12 protein-coding genes are annotated in these 14,919 nt (G+C 66.3%); 3 read left to right on the forward strand and 9 right to left on the reverse strand.

Going from position 1 to position 14,919, the window contains the following annotated elements; translation table 11 throughout:
- Positions 1-171: 171 nt before the first annotated feature.
- The 3 genes from AC3WMR_RS00905 to AC3WMR_RS00915 all read left to right on the forward strand — a co-directional run bounded on the left by AC3WMR_RS00905 (position 172) and on the right by AC3WMR_RS00915 (position 4,270).
- Complete coding sequence (locus tag AC3WMR_RS00905) at positions 172-1,149, forward strand: glycosyltransferase family 9 protein (RefSeq protein WP_492262296.1); 978 nt, start codon at positions 172-174, stop codon at positions 1,147-1,149.
- A gap of 139 nt (positions 1,150-1,288) precedes the next feature.
- Positions 1,289-2,563: an O-antigen ligase family protein gene (locus AC3WMR_RS00910; protein WP_492262297.1), complete on the forward strand. Its 1,275-nt coding sequence runs from the start codon at positions 1,289-1,291 to the stop codon at positions 2,561-2,563.
- 162 nt (positions 2,564-2,725) lie between these two features.
- Positions 2,726-4,270 carry a methyl-accepting chemotaxis protein gene (locus AC3WMR_RS00915; RefSeq protein WP_492262298.1) on the forward strand — a complete coding sequence of 515 codons (1,545 nt, stop codon included), beginning with the start codon at positions 2,726-2,728 and terminating at the stop codon, positions 4,268-4,270.
- On the opposite strand, the gene dapA is transcribed toward AC3WMR_RS00915, so the two are convergent.
- From dapA to kdpF, 9 genes are all read right to left on the reverse strand, one after another.
- The gene (gene dapA / locus AC3WMR_RS00920; RefSeq protein ID WP_492262299.1) at positions 4,248-5,150 is read right to left on the reverse strand and encodes a 4-hydroxy-tetrahydrodipicolinate synthase; all 903 of its coding nucleotides are present in this window, start codon (positions 5,148-5,150) and stop codon (positions 4,248-4,250) included. The two genes, AC3WMR_RS00915 and dapA, sit on opposite strands and share 23 nt — an antisense overlap.
- Before the next feature lie 3 nt (positions 5,151-5,153).
- Positions 5,154-5,477 (reverse strand): hypothetical protein, encoded by a 324-nt coding sequence (locus AC3WMR_RS00925; protein WP_232786520.1) that lies wholly within the window; start codon positions 5,475-5,477, stop codon positions 5,154-5,156.
- 141 nt (positions 5,478-5,618) lie between these two features.
- Positions 5,619-6,380 (reverse strand): TorF family putative porin, encoded by a 762-nt coding sequence (locus AC3WMR_RS00930; RefSeq protein WP_492262300.1) that lies wholly within the window; start codon positions 6,378-6,380, stop codon positions 5,619-5,621.
- A gap of 103 nt (positions 6,381-6,483) precedes the next feature.
- On the reverse strand, positions 6,484-7,176 hold the full coding sequence (gene kdpE / locus AC3WMR_RS00935; RefSeq protein ID WP_025136886.1) for a two-component system response regulator KdpE: 693 nt from the start codon (positions 7,174-7,176) through the stop codon (positions 6,484-6,486).
- Between the two features lie 9 nt (positions 7,177-7,185).
- Positions 7,186-9,972 carry a DUF4118 domain-containing protein gene (locus tag AC3WMR_RS00940; protein WP_492262301.1) on the reverse strand — a complete coding sequence of 929 codons (2,787 nt, stop codon included), beginning with the start codon at positions 9,970-9,972 and terminating at the stop codon, positions 7,186-7,188.
- 51 nt (positions 9,973-10,023) lie between these two features.
- The gene (kdpC, locus tag AC3WMR_RS00945; RefSeq protein WP_492262302.1) at positions 10,024-10,632 is read right to left on the reverse strand and encodes a potassium-transporting ATPase subunit KdpC; all 609 of its coding nucleotides are present in this window, start codon (positions 10,630-10,632) and stop codon (positions 10,024-10,026) included.
- Between the two features lie 30 nt (positions 10,633-10,662).
- A complete protein-coding gene (kdpB, locus tag AC3WMR_RS00950; RefSeq protein ID WP_492262303.1) occupies positions 10,663-12,822 on the reverse strand; it encodes a potassium-transporting ATPase subunit KdpB in 2,160 nt (719 codons plus the stop codon).
- 22 nt (positions 12,823-12,844) lie between these two features.
- Positions 12,845-14,641 (reverse strand): potassium-transporting ATPase subunit KdpA, encoded by a 1,797-nt coding sequence (gene kdpA / locus AC3WMR_RS00955; RefSeq protein ID WP_492262304.1) that lies wholly within the window; start codon positions 14,639-14,641, stop codon positions 12,845-12,847.
- A complete protein-coding gene (kdpF, locus tag AC3WMR_RS00960) occupies positions 14,641-14,730 on the reverse strand; it encodes a K(+)-transporting ATPase subunit F (protein WP_042884659.1) in 90 nt (29 codons plus the stop codon). The genes kdpA and kdpF overlap by 1 nt, the downstream gene beginning before the upstream one ends.
- Positions 14,731-14,919 lie beyond the last annotated feature (189 nt).

A 14,919-nucleotide genomic window follows, 5' to 3' on the forward strand; every position in this document is an offset into this window, starting at 1 on the left:
CTGCGGGTTTTTTCGCGTCAGGCGGCGCCTTGGCCATTATGGAAAATCAGACTGATGTATATATGTTGATGCGTATATATACGTCAAATTGAATCAGGTTGTTAGTTTCAGAGCAGTATAATTCGTCGCCCCCTTGCGGCCATTTTCCAGTCCCGCTTATTTTTCCTAGATATGGCACAACCTGCTTCCGATATGCCGCCTTACGATGCTCCGGCATGTGTCCGCGGCCTGCGCGACGCCAAGCGGATTGCGCTATTGATGGCGCCCAGGCTGGGTGACACGCTGTTGATGATGACCATGGCCCATAACCTGGTCGCACACGGGCGCGAGGTCACCATATTCGGCGATTTTGCCTACGGCTTGCGCAGCTGGTTCCCAGGTTTGGATATTCGCCCGTCCTTGCTGGAGCAGGACGCCGCGGCGGTATTGGCGGACTACGACTGTGCCGCCCAGATGCATGTGGGCTGGCCTTACGCCTTGCATGCGCACGCGAAGTCTTATTTCTATTACGACGCCCACGTAGTCATTACCGGCAAGGGCTTCGTGAAACTCAACCAGATCAGCGATTTTTGCCGCGATGTGTTGCGCTTGCCGCTGTCTGGTACGGATATCGGCCTGCGGCCGCCGCTGGCTGGCCGGCACCGCCACTATGAAACCCGGGTGGCGGTGCATCCCTCGTCCACCGGGGCGCAGCGATGCTGGGCTCCTCGGCATTTCGTCGAGCTGGGGTTGAGATTGAAGCGCCAGGGCTACGACCCGGTGTTCATCCTGGCGCCCCACGAACGGGCCGAATGGACCTGCCTGACCGATGCGGGCCTGGCGATCCAGCAATCGCCATCGCTGGCGGACGTGGCGGCGTTCATCCATGAATGTGGCTGGTTCATCGGCAACGAATCGGGCATCGGGCACCTTGCCTCGAGCGTCGGCGTGCCGACGTTGACCTTGACGGGGCGACCCACCCGTACGAAGGCCTGGCGACCCGGTTGGTCGATGTCGCGCATTGCGTATCCCGTCTATATTCCCGGTGGTCGCTGGCGTGACCGCCTGTGGCGAGAGTGGCTGCGGCCAGGCAGCGTCATGGCAGCTTTCGAGGGTTTGACGCGAGACTACAAGAAATCGATCACGCCGTTGAAACGGGTCCGATTTTGATCCCTGCTGAACCGTGCCGTGCCGTAGTCGACGACCTATAGGCAGATTCGCATTGCACGCAGCATGATGGTGCTGCGGCCTGAACCCCCCTGATTAGAAATCCCGGCCGATGTCCTGACTGGGCGAACCCTTGCTACCTATGCCTTCCTTTTGTCTACGCACTATCGTCGTCCTGGCATTGCTGGTGCCCGCCCTGGCCCTGACCAGTGCCGTCGGCGGACCCGCCGTCATCTACCTGACCGCACTCATTGCGCTGTTCGCGTTGGGCTACAACGCCGTGCGGCGACGTGAGCCCTTTGAGTTTCACGAGATGCGCGCGATGACCATTGCGTTGACCGCGCCGGCGATCGCGATGCTGATCAGCAGTCTCTATCTTGGTATCTGGAGCTCTTCCGAGATCGAGAAATTGCTGCGTTTCGCGTTGGCCGTACCCGTGTGCTGGGTGCTTTTGCGCGCGCCCCGCAATTGGCTGCAGCAGGTTCAATGGAGCATGCTGTTCGGGGCCTATGCGGGCGGCATCATGTTGCTGGTGATCATGTTGACGCCCGAATTGGGGCGGGGCGCGGTGTCCGACTTCGGTGGCCGCTACAACGCCGTCGCCTTCGCTGACCTGACGATGTTCTTCGGGCTGGCGTCCTGTCTGATGTTGCCTTGGAAGCTGTCACCCTGGCCCAGGGTGGAAGCCGCCTTGAAGATCCTGGCGGTACCCTTGACGATCTACGGGGTCTGGTTGTCGCAGACGCGCAGCAGCTGGGTGCTTCTGCTGGTTTTCGGTTTCGTGTATCTGGTGACCAAACGCCAATGGTCGCTGCGGGTCAAGGCCTCTTTCGTCGCCGCGATGGTCGCCCTGCTGGCCGTGGTGGCGGTGGTTTCCTGGAATTCGACGGAAAGTCGCTGGCGGGGCGTCGTGACCGACGTGACCAGCTATGCCAAAGACGATCGCGACACATCGGTCGGCATTCGTATCCAGCTCTGGAACGCCTCCTGGCTGATGTTCAAAGAGAGTCCGATCGTTGGGGTGGGCGGGGCCAGTTTCCGGTCCGAGCTCGCCAAGTTGGAAGAAAAAGGCATCGTCACCAAGCTGGTCTCGACGGATTACGGCGAGCCGCATAACGACATGCTCGGCGCCCTGGCGGGCTACGGGGCGTTGGGGTTGCTGAGCATGCTGGCGCTGTACCTGATTCCCGCTGTGGTGTTCTGGCGGCGCTCGCGCAGCAACGATCCGGTCGTGCATGTGGGGTCGCAAGTGGGCTTGTTGTTCTGCCTGGGCTATTTTGCCTTCAGCCTGTCGGAAATGATGTTCCGCAACATGCGCAGCGTGCCGATCTACGCGGTCACCGTGGTGGTGCTGTACGCCCTGACCTCGGCTCGAACGGGTTTGGCGCAACAGCGCCTGGCCGCGGCAAAATCCTGAGCGCATCCAAATACCCGTCCGGCTTGATGTAGATCAAGCAGCCCCCCTGCGGTAGGTGAAAACCCTGCCGCGCCCTCGTATTCTGACGGTACGCAACATATAAACCGTCACATTTCGCTGCCTTTGGTTATTAGGCGGGTTGGGGCATGGAGAAGAGGGGCTATGAATAATTCAAGCTTGCGTCGTGAGCTGCTGTGGTTCGTGTTCGCCATCGGCGCTGCCGTGCTGGCGTTGGGCGCCTGGGACGCCTGGGAGCGGCGCGCCGAGATGCTGGCCGAACGCAAGACGGAATTGCGGCACGTGCTGGACCTGGCCAAGAGCATCGTGCAGAACGGCAAGCAGCGCGCGGTCGACGAGGGGCTGACTGCAGAGCAGGCCAAGCACAACGTCGCACAGCGGCTGGGCCAGTTGCGTTATGGCGCAGATGGGTATGTCGGCGTGTTCGACGATGGCTATGCGCTGCTGGTGCACCCCGATGCGAAGCTCGCGGGCACGAATGTGCGCGTGATCAAGGATAGCGACGGCGCACCGATATTCGAGAACCTCTACGCCCAAGGCAAGGACGGTGGCGGCTTCGTGGAATATCGCTTTCCGCGGCCGGGCGCCGACGAGGCGCTGCCCAAGGTCAGCTACGCGGCCTATGACAAGGAATGGGGCTGGCTGATGTTCACCGGCCTGTACGTGGATGACGTTGACGCGGCTTTCTTCAAGACCCTGTGGCGCCAGGGCGCGGTGACGCTGGTGCTGTTGGCGTTGCTGCTGGCAGCGGCCCTGCGGTTCTTCCGGTCGCACATCATTCGTCCGCTGGATGACGCCGTGGCGGTCTGCGAGCGGGTGGCGCACGGCGACCTGTCCAGCATCATTTCACGGCACCATCGTGGCGAAATCGGCCGGCTGTTCGACGCCATGGCGTTGATGCAGGAGCGCCTGGACGTGGCCGTGCGCAGCATCGTCCATTCGACCGGCTCGATCGCGGCGGCGTCGCGGCAGATCGCGGCGGGCAGCATGGACCTGCACGACCGCACCGAGAAGCAAGCCGCCGCGCTGGAGCAGACCGCGGCCAGTGTCGAACAGATCACGGCAACGTCCAAGCAAAGCGCCGACCACGTGCGTGAAGTCAGCGCATTGGCGGGGGAATCGGCGCAACTGGCGCGCCAGGGCAGCGAGGAAACCCAGCACGCCATCGATGCCATGCGCGAGATTTCGCAGAGTTCCCAGCGTATCGACGAAATCATTCGCCTGATCGACGAGATTGCGTTCCAGACCAATATCCTGGCGCTGAACGCGGCCGTGGAAGCGGCCCGGGCCGGCGAGCAAGGCCGCGGTTTTGCCGTGGTGGCGGGCGAGGTGAGGGCGCTGGCGCAGCGTTCGGCCACCGCGGCCAAGGAAATCAAGACGCTGATCGAGGCCTCCTCCAATTCGGTGTCGCGCGGCAGCCTGCGGGTCGAGCAGGCCAGCGCCACGATGAGCAGCGTGCTGGAATCGGCCGCCACCAGCGCGCCGTTGATGGGCGAGATCGCCACCGCGTCGGCCGAGCAGAGCGTGGGCATCGAGCAGATCAACCAGGCGGTGACGCACTTGGACAGCGTGACGCAGCAGAACGCGGCGCTGGTCGAGGAGTTCGCGGCGTCGGCCGCCACCTTGCACGATCAGGCCGACGACCTGGCACGCGCAGTGGCGGTGTTCAAGCTGTCTGCAGCCTACTAGGCGAGCCCTGCACCACGCTCATGGCGCGTTGCAGGCGGGGCGTGAGTTCACGGCTGGCGCTGGTCATGGGCAGGCGCAGTTCGTCGGCGATAAGCCCTTGCAGCGCCAGCGCTCGTTTGATGGGCGCGGGATTGGGTTCGGCGAACAGCAGCCGGATCAGGCCGCGCAACGGCTCGAACAGTTCGCGCGCGGCCTCGGCGTGGCCGTCGCGGGCCAGTTGCATGACTTCGACGAAGCGCTCGGGGAACAGGTGCGCCGCCGCGGGAATCGCCCCGCGGCCGCCCGTCAGGAAGTGATCCAGCAGGGCCTGGTCTTCGCCGCACAGGGCATTGAGGTGGCCACGGGCGTTCAGGGCCATCAACACGGGCGGGTTGCATTCCTTGACGGCGCTGAAATTGGGCAGCAGGGCCAGCGCTTCCATGGTTTCGACCGTCATGGTGACGCCCGCGCGCTTGGGAATGTTGTACAGGATGATGGGGCGCTCGGTGGCCCAGGCGATCTGCCGGTAGTGCCACAGGATGCCTTGTTGCGAGGGGCCCAGGTAATAGGGCGGCGGCACCAGGTAGCCGGCGGGGGCGTATTTGTCCAGGCGGCGGATGGCGGCGGCCACGCCGCGCGTGTCGACGCCGCCGGCGCCGAACACCAGCGGCAGGGCATGCGGATCCTGGCGGATGGCCTCGATCATGTCGATCTTTTCGGGTATGGCCAACAGATTGCCTTCGCCCGTCGAGCCGAACAGCACCAGGCCCGCGACGCCGGCGTTGCGGTAGTAGCGCGCCAGCGCCTGGGCGGCCTCGCAATCCACGTAGCCGCCACGCATGGGCGTGACCATCGGCAGCCAGAGACCTTCGAAAGAGGCGGTTTGCATGGGCGTATCCATGGCTTACTGCACCGTGACGGCAGCGGCGCGGCGCAGCGGGCCGAACTCCGCCTGGGGCAGGCCGCACATCACGGCGTGCATCAACGCATCGACCTGGTCCTGGGCGCAGTGCAGCTGCAGCACGCTCTGGCCATGCGCATGGTCCACCGACAGCACATAGACGCCGATGCGTTCGCCCAGTTCGCGGTGCAGGGCCAGCCGCACCTTCAAGGCGTCCAGCGTGTCGATCCTGACGGTCAGCGAGACCATCTCGGGGGCGTGCGGCGCCTGGGACGGGGCCGGACGGTCAAAGGAAGCGGACCTGCTGCGTTCTTGTCGGGGGATCATGGCATTGCGGGGCGGGGCCGCTGGGGCGGCGTGCCGCGTATCCGGTTGGTTGATGACGATTCCACTATAGAAAGCGGGCCATAAAACCTGCCGATAAATACGGGCGCGGCGCGTAAAAAGCGCGTCAACGCCCGGGCTGGTTCAGAAGGTCTTGGTCAGCGACAGCAGGCCGGTGGCGCGGCCCATGTAGCGGCCGTGGCTGTTGGTGTAGACGGCGCGGTCGGCATTGGTGTCCAGATAGGCGACGGAAACCGCCAGGCCCTGGCCGAAATCCTTGGTCAGCCCCAGTTTCCAGTCGGTGTACGAGCCGTCGTTGACGTTGCGCACCGTCTGGCGGCCAACGTGGGCGTTGACGGTCAGGCCCCACACGCCGGTGTCGAAGTTGCCCGTCAGGTCGAAGTACTGGCTGTACTTGCTGTCGGCAAACCCGAACAGGTTGGTCACGGCGACGGAATACTTGAACATGACCGGGCCATAGCCCAGGCCGGCGTAGAGTTCGGTGGTGTCGGGGCTGGTGAAGCCCGAGGGGTAGTCGCCAGGGTAGTAGTACTGCAGCACGCCCAGGTCGAACGGGACGTCTTGCGCCAGGTTGCCCTTGTAGCCGCCGTAGAAATCCATTTCCACGGGGGCGGACACGTCATGGTTGCTGTCGCCCAGCCAGCTGATGCTGGAGTTCCAGTTGCCCAGGTACAGGCCGCTGGCATGGGTGAAATCGAAGCCGCCCTGGATGGCGGGCTTGTTGTTGGTCTGCATCAGGCCGCGGTAGCGGTATTGGCTGGCCAGGGTGACGTTGGCGGTCAGCGAATATTCCGGGGCGGGCTCGCTGGCGGCAGGTGCGTCGGCGGCGTGTGCGGGGGCGGCAAGCGCCAGCAGCGTGAGCGCGGCGAGGGTATTGCGGGACATGGACTTCTCCTGTGTTGGACGGGATCGCCACAATAGGAGAAGCGGCATAAACGGCGAGACAAGACTGACCTGGCCCGCGTAAAAGGCGTATCAACGCGCGCGGCTACCCCGCGAAGCGATACCCCACGCCGATCTCGGTCAGCAGGTAGACCGGTTGCGCGGGGTCGGCTTCCAGCTTCTGGCGCAGGTGCCCCATGTAGATGCGTAGATAGTGATTGCTTTCCACGTGCGACGGGCCCCAGACCTCGCGCAGCAGTTCGCGGTGCGTCATGACCTTGCCGCGGTGCGCCAGCAGGGCGGCAAGCAGGCGGTATTCCATGGCAGTCAGGTGCACGTGTTGGCCGCCGCGTTCCACCACGCGCTTGGCGAAATCGACGCGTACGTCGCCGAAGCTGATCTCGGCGGCGCTGCCGGCCCCGCCACGGGCATGGCGCCGCAGCAGCACGCGCAGCCGCGCCAGCAGTTCACTGACGCCGAACGGCTTGGTCAGGTAGTCGTCGGCGCCTGCGTCCAGCGCTGCCACCTTGTCGGCCTCGGCGGTGCGGGCGGACAGGACCAGAACGGGCACTTCGGTCCAGCCGCGCAGTTCGCGGATCAGCGTCATGCCGTCTTCGTCGGGCAGGCCCAGGTCCAGCACCACGGCGTCGGGCTGGCGCGTGCCGGCCTCGATCAGGCCGCGCTTGACCGTGTCGGCTTCATACACGGCGCAGCCCTCGCTTTCCAGGGCCTGGCGCACGAAGCGGCGGATATTGGCGTCGTCTTCGATGATGAGAACGGTGGGCTGAAAGTCGAACATGCGGTGGACTCAGGCGATTTCGGGTTGGATCGGGGGCGGGGTGCCCAAGGGGAGCGTAAAGACGAACTGCGCGCCGGACGGCTGGCCGGGGGCGTGCTCGACCCAGATGCGGCCGTGGTGGGCGGTGACAATGGCTTCGCATACCGCCAGGCCCAGGCCGACGCCTGGGGTGGCCGATTCGCGTTCGCCGCGGGTGAATTTTTCGAAGATGCGGCGTTCGGCGCCGGGCGCGACGCCGGGGCCGTTGTCGCAGACGGCGACGCGCAGCTCGCCGTCCTGCGCCGTGGCGTGCAGGCGGATGGTGCTGCCGGCCGGGGTGTACTTGGCGGCGTTTTCCAGCAGGTTGCACAGCACGCGCTCGATCAGCACGCCGTCGCATTCGACCAGCGGCAGGCCCGACAGGCTGTCGACCGAGACGCGGTGCGCGGCCAGCGCCTCGCGCATGGCGGCCAGTGACGCGCCGACCAGCTCTTCGATGGATTGCCATTCCGGCCGCAGCGGCGTATCGCGGCTTTGCAGGCGGGCCATGTCCAGCAGATTGGCCACCAGGGCATGCATGCGCTGCGCCTGGTCGCGCATGGCGCGGACCGTGTCCTGGATGTCGTCCGGCAGCGCGCCTTGGCGACGCATCAACGTGTCGGTCATGCCGACCAGGCTGGTCAGCGGCGTGCGCAGGTCATGCGATACGGCGGCGAGCAGGGAGTTACGCAGCTTTTCGGATTCCATGCTGACCAGGGCCTGCTGCGCCACTTCGACGTAGTGCAGGCGTTCCAGCGCGATGGCGATCAGGGTGGCGTAGGCTTCGATCTGGCGGCGCGAATCCGGATGCGAGAACAGGCTGCGACGGGGCGCAGCCAGGGCCAGCACGCCGCGGGTGCGCATCGGCGCCTTCAGCGGCAGGTAGAGCAGGTCGCTGTTGGACAGGGTGGCCGTGCCGGCGCCGGCGGGCTGGCCGTGGTCGTAGACCCATTGCGCCAGCGCCGATTCCAGCGGCGGCATGTCGTCGGCCGCAGGCGAAGCCAGTTTGAGGCGGTCGTCCAGCCCCAGGATGTAAAGCGCGCAACGCGAGCCGAAGGTGGCGTGGACGAAGGCGCCCGCCGACGCGACGATCTGCTCGGGCAGCAGCGCGGACGACAGCTCGCGGGCGAATTCATAGAGACTGCGGGCGTCGGCCTCGCGCTTGACCGAGGCCTGCGCCTGCAAGCGCAGGCCTGCCGTGAGCTGGCCGATCAAGAGGCCCACGGCCAGCAGCACGCCGAAGGTCAGCAGGTACTGCACGTCCGATACGGCGAAGGAGGCCAGGGGCTGAACGAAGAAGAAGTCGAACAGGCCCACGCTGACGACGGATGCCAGCGCTGCCGGGCCGCGGCCGTGGCGCAGCGCCACGGCCACCACGGCCAGCAGGAACAGCATCACGATGTTGGTCTGGTGCAGCGCCGGAAACGCCAGCGTCGACAGCGCGGTGGCGGCGGCACAATAGCACAGCGCCCAGGCATAGCCGGCCAGGGCTTGGGAGCCACGTTCGTCCGCCGCCTGGCGTTGGCGGCGGCCAAGCGTCAAGGGATCACGTCCGGGCGCGCTGGTGGCCGGCAGGGGCGGTGCGCCGAGCCGGATGATGTCGATTTCGGGGCAACCGGCGGCCAGCATGTCGGCAAAACTGTGGCGGCGCCAGAGCCAACCGGGGCTGAGGGCCGCATTGAGCAGCGCCGAAAGCGACAGCTTCAAACGCTGCAACCCGCTGGCGCGGGTGCGCCCGACGATGGCCTTGGTGATATTGTGGCGGCGCACGTAGCGCACCACGGCATCGACCATGTCGCCGCCGGCCAGGGTTTCGCTGCGTGCGCCCAGCGAGTCGGCCAGGGCCAGGCTGCGTTGCAGTCGCTCCTGTTCCGCTTGCGGCGGCGGGGCTGCGCGCGGCACGTCGATGGTGACGACGTGCAGGTCGCATTCCAGCTGCTGGCTCAGGCGGTGGGCGCTGCGGATGACGTATTCCGCATCGCTGTCTGCACCGATGCAGGCAACCACGGCTTCGCGTGTGCGCCAGACCGGTTCGATGGCGCGGTCGCGGCGGTAGGCCTGGACGTCATCGTCAACGTGGTCCGCCGTACGACGCAGCGCCAGTTCGCGCAGCGCGATCAGATTGCCCTTGCGGAAGAAATTGCGGGTGGCGTGGCGCGCCTGTTCGGGCAGGTAGACCTTGCCTTCCTTCAGGCGGCGCAGCAGTTCGTCGGCCGACAAGTCCACCAGGATGACTTCGTCGGCCGCGTCGAAGACTTCGTCGGGCACGGTTTCCCAGACCCGCACGCCGGTGATGCTGCCGACGGCCTCGTTCAGGCTGTCCAGGTGCTGTACGTTCAGCGTGGTCCAGACGTCGATGCCGGCGGCCAGCAGTTCCTGGATGTCCTGCCAGCGCTTGGCGTGGCGCGAGCCGGGCGCATTCGAGTGCGCCAGTTCGTCGACCAGCACCAGGTCGGGGTGGGCGTCCAGCGCGCCGTCCAGGTCGAATTCCTTGAGCGAGTGGCCGCGGTATGAAACGTCTTTGAGGGGCAGGACCGCCAGGCCGTCGAGCAGGGCGGCGGTTTCGCGGCGGCCGTGCGTTTCGACGATGCCGGCCAGCACCCGGGCGCCTTGCGCGGCGTGGGCGCGTGCCGCGACCAGCATGGCGTAGGTCTTGCCCACGCCGGCCGAGGACCCGAAGTAGACCCGCAACTTGCCGCGCACCGCCTGGCGCGCGGCGTCGTCTAGGGTTTTCAGGAGCGCGTCCGGATCGGGACGCTCGCCAGCATTGTCAGCCATGGACGCGCAAGTGAAGGGTGGGAACGGCTGGCAATACTATACGCCCGCGCTTCATTTGACCGGCGCCAGCTTGTCCAGCGCCAGGTTCAGCATGAGCACGTTGACCACGGGGTCGCCCAGCACGCCCAGCCAGGGCTTGGTGGTGTTGGCCTGGATCAGGGCGTCGACCTGGTCGCGCGGCAGGTTGCGGGCGCGGGCTACGCGGGCGGCCTGATAGGCGGCGGCTGCCGGGCTGATGTGCGGGTCCAGGCCGCTGCCGGAAGCCGTGATCAGGTCCACCGGCACCGGCGTGGGATTGTCCGGGTCCGCGGCCTTCAGCGCGGCGATGCGGGCCTGGATGGCCTCGGCCAGCGCAGGGTTGCGCGGGCCCAGGTTCGAGCCGCCCGAATTGGCGCCGTTGTACGGCATGGGCGAGGTGGCCGACGGCCGACCCCAGAAGTACTGGGGCGCGCTGAACGACTGGCCGATCCATTCCGATCCGACTACCTTGTCGCCCTGGCGGATCAGCGAGCCGGACGCTTCGTGCGGGAACACGGCGGCGGCGATGCCGGTGGTGAGGAAGGGGTAGGCCAGACCGGTCACCAGGGACAGGGCGGCGAAGACGACCAGCGCGGGGCGCAGGATGCCGCCTTGGCGCGGCAGGGAGAGTGCTTGTTTCATGATGGTTTCCTTTCCAGTGACGGGCGCGGGTCAGACCCAGCCCAGGGCGGCCAGCACCATGTCGACCAGCTTGATGCCGACAAAGGGCACCAGGAGGCCGCCCAGCCCGTAGATCAGCAGGTTGCGGCGCAACAGAATGGATGCGCCCAGCGGGCGATAGCGCACGCCTTTCAGGGCCAGCGGGATCAGCACGATGATGATGAGCGCGTTGAAGATCACGGCCGACAGGATGGCCGAGGCCGGCGTGGACAGGCCCATGATGTTCAGCACGTTCAGTTGCGGATACACGGTGGCGAAGGCGGCCGGAATGATGGCGAAGTACTTCGCCACGTCGTTGGCGACGCTGAAGGTGGTCAGTGCGCCGCGCGTCATCAGCATCTGCTTGCCGATTTCAACGATCTCGATCAGCTTGGTGGGGTTGGAGTCCAGGTCCACCATGTTGCCGGCCTCTTTGGCGGCCTGCGTGCCCGAGTTCATCGCCACCGCCACGTCGGCCTGGGCCAGCGCCGGCGCGTCGTTGGTGCCGTCGCCGGTCATCGCCACCAGGCGGCCTTCGCTCTGGTAGGCGCGGATCAGCTTGAGCTTGGCTTCCGGCGTGGCTTCGGCCAGGAAGTCGTCGACGCCCGCTTCGGCCGCGATGGACGCGGCGGTGAGCTTGTTGTCGCCGGTGATCATCACCGTCTTGATGCCCATGCGGCGCAGTTCGGCGAAGCGCGACTGGATGTCCGGCTTGACGATGTCCTTGAGCTCGACCACGCCCAGCGCGCGGTTGCCGTCGCTGACCATCAGCGGCGTGCTGCCGCGGCGCGCCACGTCTTCGGCCAGGCGCAGCACCTGATCCGGCACCACGGCGTCCTGCGCGGCCAGCCAGGCCTGCACGGCGTCGACGGCGCCCTTGCGGATCATGCGGTCTTTCAGGTTCACGCCGCTCATGCGCGATTGCGCGGTGAATGGCACGTACTCGGCGTCCGCCGCACGGTTGGCAGGGGCATGGATGGACTTGTCCGCCAACGACACGATGCTGCGGCCTTCGGGCGTTTCGTCGGCCAGCGAGGCCAGTCGGGCGGCATCGGCCAGCTCACGCGGCGAGACGCCGGGCGCGGGCAGGAAGGTGGACGCCTGGCGGTTGCCGAAGGTGATGGTGCCGGTCTTGTCCAGCAGCAGCACGTCGACGTCGCCCGCGGCTTCGACCGCGCGGCCCGAGGTGGCGATGACGTTGGCGCCCATCATGCGGCTCATGCCCGCCACGCCGATGGCCGACAGCAGGCCGCCGATGGTGGTCGGGATCAGGCACACGAGCAGGGCCACCAGCACCGTCACCGTGACGGCGCTGCCGCCGCCCGCAGCCGATACCGAGTAGATCGAGAACGGCATCAGGGTGGCGACCACCAGCAGGAACACCACCGTCAAGCCGACCAGCAGGATGGTCAGGGCCAGCTCGTTGGGCGTCTTCTGGCGCTTGGCGCCTTCGACCATGGCGATCATGCGGTCCAGGAAGCTTTCACCCGGATCGGCGGCGATGCGCACGAAGATCCAGTCGGACAGCACGCGGGTGCCACCCGTGACCGACGAGAAGTCGCCACCCGACTCGCGGATGACCGGGGCCGATTCGCCGGTGATGGCGCTTTCGTCCACGGATGCCACGCCCGCGATCACCTGGCCATCGCCGGGGATGGTTTCGCCGGCCTCGACCAGCACCACGTCATTGCGACGCAGCAGGCCAGATGGCTGGCTGACCGCCTGGTTGCGCCACAGGTCCGGCAGGGCGCGGCTGGCGTCTTCGTCACGAAAGCCCTTGAGCAGCCGTGCGTTGATGGTGGTGCGCAGGCCGCGCAGCGTGGCGGCCTGCTGCTTGCCGCGGCCTTCGGCCAGCGCCTCGGCGAAGTTGGCGAACAGCACGGTGAACCACAGCCACACCGAGATCGCGAGAATGAATCCCGCGGGGGCCTCGGCCTGGCCGCGCAGCGCCATGACCCACAGGATCGTGGTCAGGATGCTGCCCACGTACACCACGAACATGACGGGGTTCTTCAATTGCGCAGCCGGCGAGAGCTTGCGCAGGCTGTCCAGCAGGGCGGGGCCGACCAGCGCGCCCGACCACATGCCGAACTTGCGTTCTTGCACAGCGGCCGAAGGCGCGCGGGCGGCGCCGCCGCCGGCGCCTTGGGTTGGCATTTCAATCTTGGCCATTTTCTTTCCTAGCCTGTTGCATTCAGGGTTGCAGGTGTTCCGCGACCGGGCCCAGGGCCAGCGCGGGCACATATGTCAGGGCGCCCACCAGCAGCACCGCACCGATCAGCAGCACTACGAAGAGCGGGCCGGTGGTGGGCATGCTGCCGGGTCCGGCGGGCAGGCGGCGCTTGGCCCCCAGCGAGCCGGCCATCGCCAGTACCGCGACGATGATGGCGAAGCGGCCGAACCACATCGCGATGCCGAGCAGCACGTTGTAGAAGGGCGTGTTGGCGGACAGGCCGGCAAAGGCGCTGCCGTTGTTGTTGGCGGCCGATGACAGGGCGTACAGGATTTCCGAGAAGCCGTGGATGCCGGGATTGAGCACCCCCGCCTGGCCCGCGGTCACCGAGACCGCCAGCGCCGTGCCGCCCAGCACCAGCAACGGCGTGGCCAGAATCACGATCGACACCATCTTCATGTCGTAGGCTTCGATCTTCTTGCCCAGGTATTCCGGCGTGCGGCCGATCATCAACCCGGCGATGAAGACGCCGAGGATGGCGAAGGCCAACATGCCATACAGCCCCGAACCGACTCCGCCGAAGATCACTTCGCCCAGTTGCATCAGCAGCATCGGCGACAGGCCGCCCATGGCCGTCAGGGAATCATGCATGCCATTGACCGCGCCGCATGAGGCCGCCGTGGTGATGGTGGCGAACAGCGACGTGGCGGCAATGCCGAAGCGGGTTTCCTTGCCTTCCATGTTGCCGCCAGGCGAGAACGCCGTCATGGCGCTGTCGGCCCCGGCCTGCGCGGCCATGGGATTGGCCTGCTGTTCGAAATAGGCCGTGGTCAGCGCGAACACGGCGAACAGCACGGTCATCGCCGCCAGGATGGCGATGCCCTGGCGGCGGTTGCCGACCATTTCACCGAAGGTGAAGCACAGGGCCGCGGGTATCGCCAGGATCGCCAGCATTTCCAGGAAATTCGACAGCGCCGTCGAGTTCTCGAACGGATGGGCCGAGTTGGCGTTGAAGAAGCCGCCGCCATTGGTGCCCAGCAGCTTGATGGCTTCCTGCGAGGCCACCGGGCCCATGGCCAGCGTCTGCGTCTGGGTGACGGCCGGGTCGGTGACGGGCTGGCCCTTGGCGTCCAGCACCGGTTGGCCCTGGGCGTCCACGCGCGGCTGGTCGTAATGCAGGGCTTCCACCGTCTGCACGTCCTGGTAGGGGCTGAAGTTCTGGATCACGCCCTGGCTGACCAGCGCCAGCGCCAGCACCAGCGACAGGGGCAGCAGCACATACAGCGTGCAGCGGACCATGTCGGCCCAGAAGTTGCCCAGCGTGGCCGAGCAGTGGCGCGCCAGCCCGCGGATCAATGCGAACAGCACGGCGATGCCGGTGGCAGCCGAGACGAAGTTCTGCACCGTCAGCGCCAGCATCTGCGTCAGGTAGCTCATCGTCGATTCGCCGCCGTAGCCTTGCCAGTTGGTGTTGGCCACGAAGCTGATGGCGGTGTTCAGCGACGAATCGGGCGACACGGCGCCCAGGCCGGCCGGGTTCAGCGGCAGCATGCCCTGGACGCGTTGCAGGGCATACACGACCACCACGCCCAGCACGTTGAAGGCCAGCACCGCCAGCGCATAGCGCTTCCAGCCCATTTCGGCCTGCGGGTCGATGCCCGCAAGCCGGTAGATACCGCGTTCCAGCGGACGGCCCCAGGCGGTCAGCCGGGATTGCCCGTTTTCCATGGCGATGCGGATATAGCGCCCCAAAAAGGGCGAGATCGCGAGCAGGACTACCAGGTACACGACCAGCAGTCCGACGAATTCGGCAGTCATCAGAACTTCTCCGGTTTGAACAGGGCAACCAGCAGGTACACGAACAGCAGCGCGGCCGTGACGCCGCTCAGCCAATAGAGCCAGGTCATGGTTGCTCTCCCGAAGACAAGACGTCGCAGAACGCGACCAGGGCGTAGGTCAGCCCGGCCATGACGGCGAAGACGGCGATATAGATGGCATCCACGTTTTTCCTCCCGGGAGCCAGGCTCCCTTCGAACGACGAACCAGCGCGGCATAGGGGATGCGGACCGCGCGGCCGGTGTGACCAATCAGGACAC

Source organism: Achromobacter sp. FW305-C-28, assembly GCF_058783235.1.

Bases quoted from the DNA above. Each gene is read 5' to 3' on its own strand.
- kdpB (WP_492262303.1), bottom strand. From the start codon at position 12,822: ATGGCCAAGATTGAAATGCCAACCCAAGGCGCCGGCGGCGGCGCCGCC.
- AC3WMR_RS00940 (WP_492262301.1), bottom strand. From the start codon at position 9,972: ATGGCTGACAATGCTGGCGAGCGTCCCGATCCGGACGCGCTCCTGAAA.
- dapA (WP_492262299.1), bottom strand. From the start codon at position 5,150: ATGGATACGCCCATGCAAACCGCCTCTTTCGAAGGTCTCTGGCTGCCG.
- kdpE (WP_025136886.1), bottom strand. From the start codon at position 7,176: ATGTTCGACTTTCAGCCCACCGTTCTCATCATCGAAGACGACGCCAAT.
- AC3WMR_RS00905 (WP_492262296.1), top strand. From the start codon at position 172: ATGGCACAACCTGCTTCCGATATGCCGCCTTACGATGCTCCGGCATGT.
- AC3WMR_RS00915 (WP_492262298.1), top strand. From the start codon at position 2,726: ATGAATAATTCAAGCTTGCGTCGTGAGCTGCTGTGGTTCGTGTTCGCC.
- AC3WMR_RS00910 (WP_492262297.1), top strand. From the start codon at position 1,289: ATGCCTTCCTTTTGTCTACGCACTATCGTCGTCCTGGCATTGCTGGTG.
- kdpC (WP_492262302.1), bottom strand. From the start codon at position 10,632: ATGAAACAAGCACTCTCCCTGCCGCGCCAAGGCGGCATCCTGCGCCCC.
- kdpF (WP_042884659.1), bottom strand. From the start codon at position 14,730: ATGACCTGGCTCTATTGGCTGAGCGGCGTCACGGCCGCGCTGCTGTTC.
- AC3WMR_RS00925 (WP_232786520.1), bottom strand. From the start codon at position 5,477: ATGATCCCCCGACAAGAACGCAGCAGGTCCGCTTCCTTTGACCGTCCG.
- kdpA (WP_492262304.1), bottom strand. From the start codon at position 14,641: ATGACTGCCGAATTCGTCGGACTGCTGGTCGTGTACCTGGTAGTCCTG.
- AC3WMR_RS00930 (WP_492262300.1), bottom strand. From the start codon at position 6,380: ATGTCCCGCAATACCCTCGCCGCGCTCACGCTGCTGGCGCTTGCCGCC.